General features: G+C 61.3%; 15 protein-coding genes. 6 read left to right on the top strand and 9 right to left on the bottom strand.

The genetic code is table 11. From position 1 onward, the window contains the following. Nucleotides 1-164: 164 nt before the first annotated feature. Entirely contained in the window at nucleotides 165-1,151 is a 987-nt protein-coding gene (locus tag G560_RS0109200; protein WP_022704026.1) for a 2-hydroxyacid dehydrogenase, read from the bottom strand. 142 nt (nucleotides 1,152-1,293) lie between these two features. Here G560_RS0109200 and G560_RS18905 point away from each other — a divergent pair, with 142 nt between their 5' ends. From G560_RS18905 to G560_RS0109185, 3 genes are all read left to right on the top strand, one after another. Continuing rightward, nucleotides 1,294-1,809 carry an SH3 domain-containing protein gene (locus G560_RS18905; RefSeq protein ID WP_022704025.1) on the top strand — a complete coding sequence of 172 codons (516 nt, stop codon included), beginning with the start codon at nucleotides 1,294-1,296 and terminating at the stop codon, nucleotides 1,807-1,809. Nucleotides 1,810-1,865: 56 nt separating this feature from the next. Next, the gene (locus tag G560_RS0109190) at nucleotides 1,866-2,762 is read left to right on the top strand and encodes a cation diffusion facilitator family transporter (RefSeq protein WP_022704024.1); all 897 of its coding nucleotides are present in this window, start codon (nucleotides 1,866-1,868) and stop codon (nucleotides 2,760-2,762) included. Between the two features lie 90 nt (nucleotides 2,763-2,852). Next, nucleotides 2,853-3,113 (top strand): DUF6455 family protein, encoded by a 261-nt coding sequence (locus G560_RS0109185; protein ID WP_155947208.1) that lies wholly within the window; start codon nucleotides 2,853-2,855, stop codon nucleotides 3,111-3,113. A 99-nt stretch (nucleotides 3,114-3,212) separates the two neighbouring features. Here the strand turns inward: G560_RS0109185 and G560_RS0109180 are convergent, their stop codons facing one another. The 4 genes from G560_RS0109180 to G560_RS0109165 form a co-directional block, all read right to left on the bottom strand. Continuing rightward, nucleotides 3,213-3,950 (bottom strand): ABC transporter permease, encoded by a 738-nt coding sequence (locus G560_RS0109180; protein ID WP_420835072.1) that lies wholly within the window; start codon nucleotides 3,948-3,950, stop codon nucleotides 3,213-3,215. 59 nt (nucleotides 3,951-4,009) lie between these two features. Then, nucleotides 4,010-4,753: an ABC transporter permease gene (locus G560_RS0109175; protein ID WP_022704021.1), complete on the bottom strand. Its 744-nt coding sequence runs from the start codon at nucleotides 4,751-4,753 to the stop codon at nucleotides 4,010-4,012. A 3-nt stretch (nucleotides 4,754-4,756) separates the two neighbouring features. Then, nucleotides 4,757-5,515, bottom strand: a complete 759-nt coding sequence (locus G560_RS0109170) for a transporter substrate-binding domain-containing protein (protein ID WP_022704020.1) — start codon at nucleotides 5,513-5,515, stop codon at nucleotides 4,757-4,759. Between the two features lie 61 nt (nucleotides 5,516-5,576). Further along, nucleotides 5,577-6,362 carry an ABC transporter ATP-binding protein gene (locus G560_RS0109165; protein ID WP_028913914.1) on the bottom strand — a complete coding sequence of 262 codons (786 nt, stop codon included), beginning with the start codon at nucleotides 6,360-6,362 and terminating at the stop codon, nucleotides 5,577-5,579. A gap of 88 nt (nucleotides 6,363-6,450) precedes the next feature. Here G560_RS0109165 and G560_RS0109160 point away from each other — a divergent pair, with 88 nt between their 5' ends. The 3 genes from G560_RS0109160 to G560_RS0109150 are packed head-to-tail and all read left to right on the top strand — an operon-like array spanning nucleotide 6,451 to nucleotide 9,823. Next, nucleotides 6,451-7,092 (top strand): TetR/AcrR family transcriptional regulator, encoded by a 642-nt coding sequence (locus G560_RS0109160; RefSeq protein ID WP_022704018.1) that lies wholly within the window; start codon nucleotides 6,451-6,453, stop codon nucleotides 7,090-7,092. 2 nt (nucleotides 7,093-7,094) lie between these two features. After that, nucleotides 7,095-8,273 (top strand): pyridoxal phosphate-dependent aminotransferase, encoded by a 1,179-nt coding sequence (locus G560_RS0109155; RefSeq protein ID WP_022704017.1) that lies wholly within the window; start codon nucleotides 7,095-7,097, stop codon nucleotides 8,271-8,273. Continuing rightward, nucleotides 8,270-9,823: a 5-guanidino-2-oxopentanoate decarboxylase gene (locus G560_RS0109150; RefSeq protein ID WP_022704016.1), complete on the top strand. Its 1,554-nt coding sequence runs from the start codon at nucleotides 8,270-8,272 to the stop codon at nucleotides 9,821-9,823. The genes G560_RS0109155 and G560_RS0109150 overlap by 4 nt, the downstream gene beginning before the upstream one ends. 39 nt (nucleotides 9,824-9,862) lie before the next feature. Here the strand turns inward: G560_RS0109150 and G560_RS0109145 are convergent, their stop codons facing one another. The 4 genes from G560_RS0109145 to glcF form a co-directional block, all read right to left on the bottom strand. Further along, a complete protein-coding gene (locus G560_RS0109145) occupies nucleotides 9,863-10,348 on the bottom strand; it encodes an Hsp20 family protein (RefSeq protein WP_022704015.1) in 486 nt (161 codons plus the stop codon). 127 nt (nucleotides 10,349-10,475) lie between these two features. Beyond that, entirely contained in the window at nucleotides 10,476-11,339 is an 864-nt protein-coding gene (locus G560_RS0109140; protein WP_028913913.1) for a trypsin-like serine peptidase, read from the bottom strand. Then, nucleotides 11,339-12,163 carry a trypsin-like serine peptidase gene (locus G560_RS0109135; RefSeq protein WP_028913912.1) on the bottom strand — a complete coding sequence of 275 codons (825 nt, stop codon included), beginning with the start codon at nucleotides 12,161-12,163 and terminating at the stop codon, nucleotides 11,339-11,341. Before G560_RS0109135 ends, G560_RS0109140 begins: the two co-directional genes overlap by 1 nt. A gap of 70 nt (nucleotides 12,164-12,233) precedes the next feature. Further along, nucleotides 12,234-13,523 (bottom strand): glycolate oxidase subunit GlcF, encoded by a 1,290-nt coding sequence (gene glcF, locus G560_RS0109130; RefSeq protein ID WP_022704012.1) that lies wholly within the window; start codon nucleotides 13,521-13,523, stop codon nucleotides 12,234-12,236.

Raw genomic sequence — 13,523 nt, 5'->3', positions numbered from 1 at the left:
AGTGCCATTTAGACACATCGGACGTTTTGCGTAACCTGCATCGCCGTGGCCGAACTGACCGCCGCGCCTAGCAGGGGCGGCGCGGCCCACCTTGAGGCGCTTTTTGCCGCTAGGCAAAAGGCGTTGAGTGGCGGGAGTGGCCCCTGTTTCACACAGCGGCGACGTTACAGCATCCCTGGCACGACCTGATCCGGTGGGCGGTGGCCATCGGAGAAGGTCTTGATATTTATAATAACCTTCTCACCCATTTCCGCACGCCCCTCGACAGTGGCCGACCCCATGTGCGGCAGCAGCACCACGTTGGGGAGTTCGCGCAGGCGGGGGTTCACCTCGTGGCCGTGTTCAAACACATCAAGGCCCGCGCCTGCGATTTCACCTGCACGCAAGCCGCGGGTCAGGGCGTTTTCATCAATGACCTCGCCGCGCGAGGTGTTAACTATGACCGCCGAAGGTTTCATCAGTTTCAGGCGGCGCGCGTTCATCAAATGAAAGGTGGACGGCGTGTGGGGGCAGTTGATCGAGATGATGTCCATCCGGCTGACCATCTGGTCGAGGCTTTCCCAATAGGTGGCGTCCAGCGCCTCTTCGATCTCGGGGCGCAGGCGTTTGCGGTTGTGGTAGTGGATTTGCATGCCAAAGGCGGCGGCGCGGCGCGCGACCGCTTGGCCGATGCGGCCCATGCCCAAGATGCCCAGACGGCGGCCCCCGATGCGGCCCCCCAGATGGGCCATCGGTGCCCAGCCTTGCCATTTACCGGCCTGCATTTCGGCCAACCCTTCGGGGATTTTGCGGGTGACCGAGAGGATCAGGGCGAGGGTCATATCGGCGGTATCATCGGTGACAACGCCCGGCGTGTTGGACACAAGGATGCCGCGTTGGCGGGCCGAGGCCACGTCGATATGGTCGATGCCTGCGCCGTAATTGGCGATGAGTTTCAGCTTGTCGCCGGCGGCGGCCAGCAGGCCCGCGTCGATCTGATCGGTGACGCAAGGGACCAGAACATCGGCGCGGCGCATGGCGGCGGCAAGTTCATCGCGGGTCATGCGGGTGTCGGGATCGCGCAACTCGACGTTGAACAGTTCTTTCATTCGGGTTTCGACCGTTTCGGGCAGGCGTCGCGTGACAACAACACTTAGGCGAGGTGCAGGCATGAAAATCCTCGATTCACTTTCAAATCCGGTTCGTTAATGGCAAGGTGACGGGAAGCGGGGCGAGGTACAAGCCCCGGTGCGCAATTGATGAGCGATGAAAGCGGTTTTGGGCGATGTCCAAGGGCCGCAATAGGACGGGTAGATGCGGGTATTTTGGGTTTGGGGCGTGGCATTGGGGCTGACTGCTTGTTTGGCGGGGGCCAGCGTGGCGCAGGATGCGGATGGCGTGGTGCGGGGCGAGGTGACGAACCTGCCTTTGCCACGCTATGTGTCGCTGAAAACCAATGAGGGCAATGCGCGGCGCGGGCCTGGGCTGACGCATCGGATTGACTGGGTGTTCACCCGTGCAGGTATGCCGCTGCGGATTACGGCGGAATATGAGAATTGGCGGCGCATCGAGGATGCCGAGGGCGCGGGCGGCTGGGTGCATTATTCCTTGCTGTCGGGCACGCGGACGGTGTTGGTGGCGGCAGATATGCTGGATTTGCGGGCAAGTCCTGTGACCGACGGGGCCGTGGTGCTGCGGGCCGAGGCGGGGGTGATCGCGCGACTGTTGGAATGCAAGATTGATTGGTGCCGCGTCAGCATTGCGGATGAAAAAGGATGGGCCCCAAAAGCATCGCTGTGGGGCGTGGACGACGACGAGAGTTTTGACTAAAGCGCCACAACCGCGCCTGTAACTTTGCATGCATCCCCACTCGAGAAAGGCCAGACATGCCCTTGCCAGAGACAACACGGCTTAATCTGTCGGCGGGGGCCGCATCGGTTGTTGTGGCGGCGCTGTTGGTGGCGTTGAAGCTGTGGGCGCTGGGGGAAACGGGGGCACTTTCGGTGGCGGCGTCGCTTGCCGACAGTGCGATGGACCTGATGGTCAGCCTTGGCGCGATTTCCGCGATTTTCTATGCCGCGCGCCCGCCGGATGATGACCATGTGTTCGGCCACAGCTCTGCCGAAGACCTTGCCGCGTTGGGGCAATCGCTGTTTATCCTGATTTCGGCGGGTGTTATCACTTGGGCCGCGATAAACCGCCTGATCACGGCGCAACCCGAACGGTTGACGGCCGAGGGCAGCGGGATCATCGCGATGGGGCTGTCGATTGTGCTGACGCTGGCGCTGATTGTTTGGCAAACCCGTGTGGCAAAACGCACAGGCAATAAGGTGGTCAAGGCCGACCGGCTGCATTATCTGGGCGACCTTTTGCCCAACATCGGGGCGATTGCGTCGCTTTGGGCATCGTCGCGCTTTGGTCTGATCCAGATTGACAGCGTGATGGCACTGGCGGCGGCGGGAATGCTGGCGATTGGTGCGCTGAAAATCGGGCGCAGCGCCTGGGACGCGTTGATGGACCGCGCGGCCGACCCTGACGTGATTGACGGCATCGCAACCTTGGCGCGCGAATGGCCCGGCGTGCACGGCTTTCACGACCTGAAAACACGGATGGCAGGCAGCAAAATCTTTGTCCATTTGCATATCGAACTGGACGGCGACCTGACCCTGCGCGAGGCGCATGATATCGGCGCGGGTCTGCGCCGCACGATCCTGCTGGCCTATCCGCAAACCGATGTGATCATCCACAAAGATGTCGCGCGCAAGGTGGAAAGCCGGCCCTGACTTTCTTTGCCTTTGGCCGCCCCATTCTAACAAAGCCTTAACCCTGCGTCGCCTAAACTGCCCTTAGGCAACATGGACGGGATGTGTGCGATGATTAGAAACGATACTACCGCGCTGCTGCGCCAACTTAGCGAAAAACTGGGCTTGCCGCTGCCCGACCTTGTGGCAAACGGCCTGCTGCCCGATCAGATCGCGGCCCAAATGGATAAAAACTGCGCCGCCTGCCCCGATCCGGCAAAATGCGCAGATTTCCTTGCCGACCGCCCCGACAGGATCGAAAAACCGCCCGCCTTTTGCGTCAACGGCCGCTTGCTGACATTTCTGTCAAAAACCCTGCCCAAAACACCGTGATGTCTCTCCATTTTCTTTGGCAAAAAATATCGCGAGAAAGGTTGGGGGCCGGATTGGCCTGCCAATCCGGCGGGGGCAGCGCCCCCAATCCGTGGCAGCTCAGGCAACCCGACTTGGCACGCGGTTCTCAAACCAGCGAAAGGCCAGCACGATCAACCCTGTGATAACCATATAGACCACCGCCAACAGTAACAGCGGCTCGTACACAATGAACGTATCCTGGCGCACGCGGGATGCCACGGCGTAAATATCCACTACCGTGATCGTCGCAACCAAAGGCGTCGCCTTTAGCTGCAATACGGTTTCACCGCCCAGCGTGGGCAATGCGCGTTGAATGGCCAACGGCAACCAGATCCGGCGGAGGATGGTCAGGCGTGGCATGCCCATGGCGCGCGCCGCCTCTAACTGCCCGCCTGGCACGCCTTTGAACGCGCCGCGCATGACCTCGCCTTCATAACCCGCAAAGCTGATGGTCAGCGCGAACACGGCATAGGGCCAGGCTTGGCGTAGATAGGGCCACAGCTCGGACTGGCGGATCGCGGGGAATTGCGGGAACAGCGACCCGAGGCCGTAGTAGAGCAGCCACAGTTGCAACAGCAGCGGCGTGCCGCGAATGATGGTGCAAAAGGCGCGTGCAGGGGCGGCCAGATACCAAGGGCCGGCGGCTTGGGCCAAGCCAAGTGGAATGGCGAGGAAAAAGCCGAAAAACGTGGTCACGGCCAACAGCCATAGCGTGCGCCAGATGCCTTCGCCGATCAGCGGCAGGTATTTAGGCAACCAGTCCCAGCGCAGGGTGAACGCGCAGAGGGCGACGATAAGCGCTGCGACCACAGCCATGATTATGCGATGAGTAAGCCAGAATTTCGGCGGTGCGCTATCGGTTAGGGATGCGTCTGTCATGACCCTGCCCCGCTGCCGCGCTGCCCGCGCCGCGCCCATTTTTCAATCCGGCCAAAGATGACGCCAGAGACGAGGGTGATAAGAAGGTAAAGCACCCCTGCCGCCAAGAAAAACGTCAGGAACGCCTTGGTCGAGGAGGCCGCTTGGCGGGTTTGCAAGGTCAGTTCGGCAAAGCCGACAATGGCCAAAAGGGCGGTGTCTTTGGTCGCAATCAGCCACAGGTTTGCAAGGCCGGGAATGGCGTTTGACAGCATCAAGGGCAAGGTGATGCGCCAAGCGGTTTTCAAGGGAGGCATGCCCATGGCGCGCGCAGCCTCAAGCTGGCCTGCGGGCACGGCGAGGATAGCACCGCGAATGACCTCGGTCGAATAGGCGCCTTGGACCACGCCCAGCACGGCAATGCCAGCGGCCACGCCCGAGATTTGGACGCGGGCGTAACCCATCGCGACCATGCCTTGATTGACCAAATCGGTCACGGCGAAATAGAGGATCAGGATCAGCACCAGTTCCGGCACGGCGCGGACCACGGTGGTATAAATGGCCAGCAAATCGCGGGTGACGGGGCCACCGTTCAGCTTGCCAAAGGCCCCTGCGGTGCCGATGATCAGGCCAACCGCATAGGCCCCAAGCGCAATCTGGATCGAATTGACCAGACCGCGCAAGAGGTTGGCACCCCAGCCCGGCGGCTCATAGGCCAACAGGGCAAGGGTTGGAAACGCATCAACCAGCGTTTCCAACATGGATCAGCCGCCGTAGATCGACGAGGCAAAGTAAGGCGCAGTCACCTTGTCATAGGTGCCATCGGCGATGATTTTCGCGATGCCTGCATTGAACTTGGCTTTCAGGTCGTCGTCGCCTTTGCGCAGGCCGACACCGACACCAAGGCCAAGGATATCCTTGTCATCGGCCACGGCGCCGACGTTTTCGCAGCACGCCCCTGTATCGGATTTCAGGAAATCATCCAGCGCGATACTGTCGGCTTGGGTCGCGTCAATGCGGCCAGCCACAAGGTCCTGGTTCGCTTCGTCCTGGGTTTGATAGAGCTTGATTTCGGCGCTTTTGAAATGGGTTTGCGCGTAATCCTGATGCACGGTAGACACCTGCACACCAATGATCTTGCCCGCCAACCCCTCGTCGGTTGCGGTGATACCCGAGCCTTTGGCGGCAACAACAACGGTTGGTGTGTTGTAGTATTTATCCGAGAAATCAATCGTTTGCATGCGGTCTGCGGTGATCGACATCGACGCCATGATCGCGTCGATCTGGCCCGAGGTCAGTGACGGGATCATACCGTCCCATGCCACCGGGGTGACGACGCATTCCAGTTCGGCGGCGGCACAGACGGCGGCGATCATGTCCACTTCCCAGCCGACCCAGTTGCCAGCAGCATCTGGGGCTGCAAAGGGTGGATAGGGTTCGGACGCGATGCCAACCTTGACCGGTTCGGCCAATGCCGCGGTGCCAAGGACCAGTGCCGAGACGGTGGTGATCAGAAATTTCATGGTCGTGTTCCCTTTGTTGGTGGTTTGGTTTTTGCCGGATTTTTCCGGTATTGGGCGGGCGTTAGCCCACGGTCTTTAGAAACTGTTGCAGGCGTTCGGATTTTGGATTGCCGAACAGCGCCTCGGGTGGGCCTTCTTCCTCGATCACGCCGTTGTGCAGGTAGATGACGTGGCTGGCGACTTCGCGGGCGAATTTCATCTCATGCGTGACCAAAATCATCGTGCGGCCTTCGGCGGCAAGGTCGCGGATCACGCCCAGCACTTCGCCCACCAGCTCGGGATCAAGCGCGGAGGTGGGTTCGTCAAACAGCATGGCGCGCGGTTCAATGGCCAGCGCGCGGGCGATGGCGGCGCGTTGTTGTTGGCCACCGGACATGAAGGCGGGGTAGACATCGGCCTTTTCGGCGAGCCCCACACGGGCCAAAAGGGCGCGCGCGGTTTCAATGGCTTGGGCCTTGGGGATACCCAGCACATGGACCGGAACCTCGATCAGGTTTTCCAGCACTGTCTTATGGCTCCACAGATTGAACTGTTGGAACACCATGCCAAGGCTTTGGCGCAGATGTTCGATTTGCTTGCGATTGGCGGGTTGGCCGTCGGGGCGCAAGACCACCTCTTGCCCGCCAATCACGATGCGGCCAGATGTCGGAGTTTCCAGAAAGTTGATACAACGCAGCATGGTCGACTTGCCCGACCCCGACCCGCCGATAATGGCCACCACATCGCCTTGGTGCGCGGTCAGGTTCACGCCTTTCAGCACCTCCAGCTTGCCAAAGGACTTGTGCAATCCTTCAATCCGGATCGCTTCGGTTTGCGCGGTATCGGTGTTTTTTGCCAGTGCTGTCATTGGGCCATCATCATTTATCCATTGCAGTAAGCCCGCCAACGCGTAATTATGCAAGCGTATAATTAATTTTCCACACAAGGAGCTTTGCGTGATTGGTGAGCGCCGCAAATTCAACCGTCTGGGCGAGGACGGTCGCCGCGCCGCCTTGATTGCGGCGGCGATTGCGTTGATTTCCGAAGGCGGGCCAGCCACGGCCACGGTGCGGGCCATTGCCGAACGCGCGGGGGTGACGCCCGGGCTGATCCGGCATTATTTCACGACCAAAGAGGCGTTGATGCGCGCGGCTTATGCGCAGGTGATGGATGCGATGACGCAGGCGAGCGTGGATGTGCTGGCAAGTACCCCGAACCGTCCGCAGGCGCGCTTGGCGGTGTTTGTGGCGGCCAGCCTGCGCCCGCCCGTGGTGGACAGCCGCGCGATGGGGCTGTGGGCCGGTTTCTTGCACCAGATGCGCGAGGACAGTGAGATGCGCGCGGTGCATGAGGCAAGCTATTTGCACTACCGCGACCTGTTGCAGGGGTTGATTGCGGCCCTGCCCCGCGTGGCGGATGCGGGCCAGTTGCGGGCCGATGCGATTGCCTGCAACGCGGTGATTGACGGGTTGTGGCTGGAAGGATCCGCCCTGCCCGATGCTTTTCGCCCGGGTGAATTGGTGCGGATTGGCCTGCGGTCGGTCAGCGCGATTTTGGGTTTGGATTTGATGGCAGAAATGCCGGAACGGGGGATATAGCCATGAGATATGCAGCGATAACCGACCGGCTTGCGGGGCTTGGCGGCGCGAAATGGGCGGTCCATGCGCGGGCGCGGGCGATGAAGGCGGCGGGCAGGCCTGTGATAGAGCTGACGATTGGCGAACCCGATGTTGCAACGCCGCCCGAGTTGATGGCGGCGGCAAGTGCGGCGATGCTGGCGGGGCGGACGGGATATTCCAACGGGCAAGGCGAGCCTGCGTTGTTGGTGGCCCTTGCCGCACGGTATTCAGCGCGGCGGGGGCGTGAGATTTTGCCAGCCCAAGTGATGTGTTTTCCCGGCACGCAGACCACGCTTTATGCGGTGTTGATGGGGTTGGTTGGGGCCGGCGACGAGGTGCTGCTGGGCGACCCGATGTATGCCACCTATGAAGGGTTGATCGCCGCCACGGGCGCGCGGATGGTCCCAGTGCCGTTGCTGGCCAATGCGGGGTTTCGCATTCGGGCCGAGGATATTGCCGAGCGGATTACGCCTGCGACCCGCGTTATCATGTTGAATTCGCCGCATAATCCCACGGGGGCGGTGCTGACGCGCGATGATTTTGCCGCGATTGGTGCGTTGGCCAAAGCCCACGATCTGTGGATTTTATGCGATGAGGTGTATGAGGATTTGGTGTTTGACGGGGTGGCGTTTGCGTCACCGCTTGACCTGCCCAATTTGGCAGATCGGGTGATCGTGGCGTCCAGCATTTCCAAAAGCCATGCGGCACCGGGGTTTCGGTCGGGGTGGTGCGTGGGGCCTGCGGCGTTCATTGAACGGTTGTTGCCGCTGTCGGAAACCATGCTGTTTGGCAACCAGCCCTTTATTGCCGATATGACCGCGCAAGCGATTGCCGAGGGCAGCCCCGTGGCGGCAGGTATGGTGGAGCGGTTCGCGCGGCGCGCGGGATTGGTGCATGGGGTGTTGGACGGGGTTGCGGGGGTGCGCGTGCATCGCCCTGATGCGGGGATGTTTGCGCTGGTTGACGTAGGCGCAGTCACGGCGGATGGTGAGGCGTTTGCGTTGGCGCTGTTGGAACAGGCAGGCGTGGCCGTGATGCCGGGCGCGTCGTTTGGTGAGGCATTGCGAAGCTGGTTGCGGCTGAGTTTGACGCAACCGGATGATGTGATCGAGGTGGCCTGCGGCCGGATTGCGGAATTTGCCAAGGGGTATAAGCCATGAAAACCGTTGGGCACGCCTTGACCGAAGGCCTGCGCGCGCGGGGTGTCGAGGTGGTTTTCGGCATTCCGGGGGTGCATACGATTGAGCTGTATCGCGGCTTGTCTGGGTCGGGGATTCGCCATATCACGCCGCGCCACGAGCAGGGGGCGGGGTTCATGGCCGATGGCTATGCCCGTGTTTCGGGCAAGCCGGGGGTGGCCTTTGTGATTACGGGGCCGGGGCTGACCAATACGCTGACCGCGATGGCGCAGGCAAAAGCGGATTCGGTGCCGATGCTGGTGATTTCGGGCGTGAACCGGCGGGACAGTTTGGGGCAAGGGTTGGGGCTGCTGCACGAACTGCCCGATCAGGCAGGGTTGGTGCGCGCGCTGTGCCCGAGTTTTCAGGTAACGGGACCAGAGGTGTTGGAGCGGTGTTTGAACCTGGCCTTTGCCGCCATGCTTTCGGGGCGGCCGGGGCCTGTGCATATCGAGGTGCCGACCGATGTGATGGGGATGGAGGCTGTTTTGGCGGGTGCGCCTGTGGCTGTTGCGCGGGGTGTACCGGATGTGGCCGAGGCGGCGGTGGCGTTGAACCGCGCCAAGCGGGTGGTGATTTTGGCAGGCGGCGGGGCGCGGGCGGCGGGGGCTGGGCTGCGCGCCTTGGCGACAGCGCTGGATGCGCCGGTGGTGCAAACGGTAAATGCGCGAGGGTTGCGGGCGGGTGGTTTGGCCGTTGCGGCATCGCCCAGCTTGGATGCGGTACGGGGGCTGATTGCAGGGGCCGATCAGATTGTGGCAATCGGCACCGAATTTGGGCCGACCGATTATGACATGTATGTGCGCGGTGGGTTGCCCGATATGGCAGGGATGATCCGCGTGGACATTTGCCCGCTGCAATTGGCACGGCATCCGGCGGCGGTGCGGATTTGTGGCGATGCGGGGGCGGTTATGGCGGCGCTGTTGGCGCAAGTTGTGCCGCGCAAGAGCGATGGAACCGGTCGTGCTGCGGCCACGATGGCTGCTGCACGGGCCGAGGTGGCGGGATTGTCGGACGAGAGCCTTGGGCAGATCGCGCTGCTGGAAGGGCTGCGCGATGCCGTGCCCGGAGCGATTATCGTGGGGGATAGCACGCAGCCGGTTTATGCGGGCAATCTGCTGTATGACCACGACCGCGCGGGTGGGTGGTTCAATGCGGCGACGGGGTTTGGGGCGCTTGGATTTGCGCCCGGGGCGGCGGTGGGCGCGGCTGTGGCGGCACCGGATGCGCGGGTATTTTGCCTGATCGGGGATGGTGGTTTGCAGTTTTCGCCTGCCGAGCTGCGGGTTGCCGTGGATGAAGGGTTGGACGTGACCTATGTGGTTTGGAACAACGCCGGATATGGCGAGATTGCAAGTGCGATGCGGGCGGCAAATACCGAGGTGATTGGCTGTACGCCATCGCCCTTGGGGCTGGAGGCGTTCGCGGCGGCCTGTGGGATGGGGTATGTTTGCATCGCACCCGAGGTTGAGGCGTTGCAGGCCGCAGTGGCTGCGCGGGGCCCGCGATTGGTGGAAATTCGGGTGTACTGAAAAGGACCGGGCGCATGTGCTGCGCCCGGCCTTTTTGTGTTAGGTTTCAACCGTTTCTGGCAAGGTCTTCATGTCGATTTGCGGTTGGGCCGGTTTGGCCGGCGCGCGGGCGATTTCGATGCGGCGGGGTTTTAACGCCTCGGGCATTTCGCGGATCAGTTCGATATGCAGCATACCATGTTCATGGGCCGCCCCCGTGACGCGCATGTGATCGGCCAGCGCAAAGCGGCGCTCAAACGCGCGGGTGGCGATGCCGCGGTGCAGGTAGTGGGTTTGCTTGTCGTCGTCGGCCTTGCGGGCGGAAATGACCAGAGTGGCCTCTCTCACCTCGACCGACAGTTCATCAGGGGTAAAGCCTGCAACGGCAATGGAAATGCGATAGGCATTTTCATCTGTCTTTTCAATATTGTAGGGGGGATAGCTGGGTTGGGCCACATCGGTGGTCAAAACCCTGTCCATCATATCGGCGATGCGGTCAAAGCCGACAGTTGCGCGGTAAAGGGGGGCAAGATCGAATGTACGCATATCATCCTCCGTAAAGCGATGCGTTGGCGGCCCTCCGGTTATGTGGACGGGCCGATGGGTTTGTACGGGCCCGATTTCGGCACCCGTACACAAGATTTGGGGAGGGAGTGGCGGGGTTTCAAGACCCTTAGGGCGCGGTCCGCGCCTTGACGAAACGCGCGCCGGTGGTGGCTTTGTCATCGCTGCCCACACCGATGCGGCGAATTTGGGCACGGGGGGCATCACCGCGGGCCAGCACCACGCCCTTGCCACTGCGCAAGGCGGCTTTCAGGTCGGCGACCAGATCGGGCAGCTGCATGCCATAGGACACAGCGCCGTCTTTGTCGCGGTGGCCCGCCGAAATGATAGAGATAATCTTGGCGCGGTTGCCCGACAGGTCAAAGACCGGCGCGCCAGACGATCCGTGATCGACATCACAATCAAAGGCGAGAATGGTGGCGCTGCGGTCCTTGATGTTGCAAGCGCGCTGCCACGACAGGGTATCGGCGCGGTTGCGGGCGTAAGATACGACGCTGATCTTGCCGCCCGCGCTGGGGGCCGCCACGGCAAAGGGGGCGGCACGGCCTGCGGGGATGGGTTCGGCCAATTCCAACAGCGCGATATCATGCGCGATACTGGCGGTGCTGACAGGGGTAAAGGGGACATAACCGGGGTGCGGCACGGCGCGGCGCACGCGGCCTACGGCGATGGTTTTGGTATCACGCAGGCCCGCGCGGAACTGCATACCAGCGGGGTCGTAGGGTTGTTTTGTGCGTGTATCAAATAGGCAATGCGCAGCCGTAAGCACAAGATCGGGCGCAATCAGGGTGCCGGTGCAAAAGGCGGCATTGGCCATGTCGATACGGCCCACTGCCTCCCATCCCAAAACCTGATCACGGCGATCAAGCGATTCAAGCGCCGTGCTGATTTGATCTTGTGCTTGGGTTGCGGCGGGCGAAAACGCCACAAGGAGCGCCAAGACGACTGTGGCAAAAGGGGATTTTATCCGCATCATGGTTTCATGAATTTCGCAGTATTGCCGGCCCCTGTTTCCAGCTCTCGCAAGGCGGGGTCGGATTTTTGGAACGGGCTGCTTTCGGCGGCAAGGGTTGCACGCAAGGCCACCAATGGCCCTTGCAGGCTGGTGCCCAAGGCCACCTCGGCCCCGCCATAATCGGCCTTGGAGGACACGACCGAGACAACACGCGCCACACCGTCACGGATAGAAAAGATCGGCGCGCCCGAAGACCCAAAATCGACGTTGCACGACAGAACCAACAGCTTTTCCTCTTGGTTCAGCACATGGCAGACTTCTTGCAGGCTGGGGGCCTCGGACCGGTCCTTCGCATAGGACACAACGCCCACCTCATCGCCTTTAAGCGGGGTCAGGTCGGTTTCAAACGGCGGGATGCTGACCATGCGGATGGGTTGGTCCAGTTCCAAAAGCGCCAGATCAAAGGACACGCGGGTCAGTTTGTCCCCGCCGCCATAGACATATTCGGGATGGGCAATCGCGTGTTTGATGCCACGATATGCTGCTGCACGGCCATTGCGCCAGCCAGCCAGAAATTCAATCTCATCAGGGTTAATGCGCACGCCGGTCTTGGCATCAAACAGGCAATGGGCAGCGGTCAGCACAAGGTTCGGCGCAATCAGCGCGCCCGTGCAAAAGCTGCGTTTGCCCATATTCAAGCGGCCCACCGCATTCCAACCCTTGCTTTGATCGCCCGTATCAAGGCGAAGCAGCGCGGATTCTTCGGCACTTGCGGCACCGCGCAATGCAAACACCATCATGGCGCATAGGGCCACACGAGACAGGATGGACAAAACAGACATAGAACCTCCGCACACTCAACCCAAGCGATAGGGACGCTTTACGGCAGATTTATGGCCAATTCTGCAAAAATTAACCAATTGTCAATGCGGCAGGCTTTGGCCCGCCCGTGGCCCAATCGAGGAGTTCGACCGTATGGACGATAGGGATTTTGGTGCCCGAGCCGATTTGCATCATACAGCCGATATTGCCTGCGGCGATGATGTCGGGGTGTTTTGCCTCGAGCGTTTGAACCTTGCGCGCTTTCAGCTGCTGGCTGATTTCGGGTTGCAGCAGGTTATAGGTGCCAGCGGATCCACAGCACAGGTGGCTGTCGGCAGGTTCCACCACGGTAAAGCCTGCGCGTTTGAGCAGGTCTTTGGGGTGGTTCTTGATCTGCTGGCCATGTTGCAGGCTGCAGGCGGCGTGATAGGCGACTTTGAGGCCCTTGTCCGCGCCTTCGGGCAGGCCGATTTTGACCAAAAGTTCGGAAATATCCATCGTCATGGCCGAGATTTCGGCGGCATCGGCGGCCAGCGGGTCATTGCGGAACATATGGCCGTAATCCTTCACCGTGGTACCGCAGCCCGAAGTGTTGATGACCACGGCATCCAAGCCCCCTGCCCGTTTTTCGACCATCCAAGCGTTGATATTGGCGGCGGCAGAGGCGTGGGATTGATCGACCTTGCCCATGTGATGGGTCAGCGCGCCGCAACAGCCCATGCCCTTTGCCACAACCACTTCGCAGCCCAAGCGGCGCAGGATGCGGATGGTGGCATCGTTGATATCGGTGTTAAGCGCCTTTTGCGCGCAACCCGTCATCAGCGCCACGCGGAATTTGCGGGGCCCCGTGGGGGCAAAGGTTTGCGGGTCATCATTGCGGCTGACGGGGGGGATGGTTTTAGGGGCCATTTCCAGCATCGAGCGCAAGCGGGCGTCGGGCATGAGAAAGGCAAAAGGGCGGCCCAGCTTGGCGGCAAACAGAGCAAGCCGGAACCGCATGGGGTGTGGGATGATCTGCGCCAAGGTCCAGCGCAGCAGGCGGTCCATCAACGGACGTTTGTAGGTTTTTTCGATATATTCCCGCGCGTTATCGACCAAGTGCATATAATGCACGCCCGATGGGCAGGTGGTCATGCAGGCAAGGCAGCTTAGGCAGCGGTCGATGTGTTTCACGGTTTTCGCATCGGCGGGGCGGCCTTGTTCCAGCATATCCTTGATCAGGTAAATCCGGCCCCGCGGGCTGTCCAGCTCATCGCCCAGCACCTGATAGGTGGGGCAAGTCGCGGTGCAAAACCCGCAATGCACGCAAGTGCGCAGGATGTCATTGCTGAGCTTGATGCCGGGGTCTTGCAGCTGTTCGGGGGTGAAAGTGGTTTGCAT

It is taken from the genome of Pseudorhodobacter ferrugineus DSM 5888 (assembly GCF_000420745.1).
Lineage (GTDB): Bacteria > Pseudomonadota > Alphaproteobacteria > Rhodobacterales > Rhodobacteraceae > Pseudorhodobacter > Pseudorhodobacter ferrugineus.
The sequence above is the reverse complement of the archived record's forward strand: the minus strand, read 5'-3'. Positions and strand labels throughout refer to the sequence as shown.

Excerpts from the sequence above, each read along its gene's own strand:
- G560_RS0109155 (WP_022704017.1), top strand. The coding sequence starts at position 7,095 with ATGAGATATGCAGCGATAACCGACCGGCTTGCGGGGCTTGGCGGCGCG.
- glcF (WP_022704012.1), bottom strand. The coding sequence starts at position 13,523 with ATGCAAACCACTTTCACCCCCGAACAGCTGCAAGACCCCGGCATCAAG.
- G560_RS0109165 (WP_028913914.1), bottom strand. The coding sequence starts at position 6,362 with ATGACAGCACTGGCAAAAAACACCGATACCGCGCAAACCGAAGCGATC.
- G560_RS0109140 (WP_028913913.1), bottom strand. The coding sequence starts at position 11,339 with ATGCGGATAAAATCCCCTTTTGCCACAGTCGTCTTGGCGCTCCTTGTG.
- G560_RS18905 (WP_022704025.1), top strand. The coding sequence starts at position 1,294 with ATGCGGGTATTTTGGGTTTGGGGCGTGGCATTGGGGCTGACTGCTTGT.
- G560_RS0109150 (WP_022704016.1), top strand. The coding sequence starts at position 8,270 with ATGAAAACCGTTGGGCACGCCTTGACCGAAGGCCTGCGCGCGCGGGGT.
- G560_RS0109185 (WP_155947208.1), top strand. The coding sequence starts at position 2,853 with ATGATTAGAAACGATACTACCGCGCTGCTGCGCCAACTTAGCGAAAAA.
- G560_RS0109190 (WP_022704024.1), top strand. The coding sequence starts at position 1,866 with ATGCCCTTGCCAGAGACAACACGGCTTAATCTGTCGGCGGGGGCCGCA.
- G560_RS0109180 (WP_420835072.1), bottom strand. The coding sequence starts at position 3,950 with ATGGCTGTGGTCGCAGCGCTTATCGTCGCCCTCTGCGCGTTCACCCTG.
- G560_RS0109175 (WP_022704021.1), bottom strand. The coding sequence starts at position 4,753 with ATGTTGGAAACGCTGGTTGATGCGTTTCCAACCCTTGCCCTGTTGGCC.
- G560_RS0109145 (WP_022704015.1), bottom strand. The coding sequence starts at position 10,348 with ATGCGTACATTCGATCTTGCCCCCCTTTACCGCGCAACTGTCGGCTTT.
- G560_RS0109170 (WP_022704020.1), bottom strand. The coding sequence starts at position 5,515 with ATGAAATTTCTGATCACCACCGTCTCGGCACTGGTCCTTGGCACCGCG.
- G560_RS0109200 (WP_022704026.1), bottom strand. The coding sequence starts at position 1,151 with ATGCCTGCACCTCGCCTAAGTGTTGTTGTCACGCGACGCCTGCCCGAA.
- G560_RS0109135 (WP_028913912.1), bottom strand. The coding sequence starts at position 12,163 with ATGTCTGTTTTGTCCATCCTGTCTCGTGTGGCCCTATGCGCCATGATG.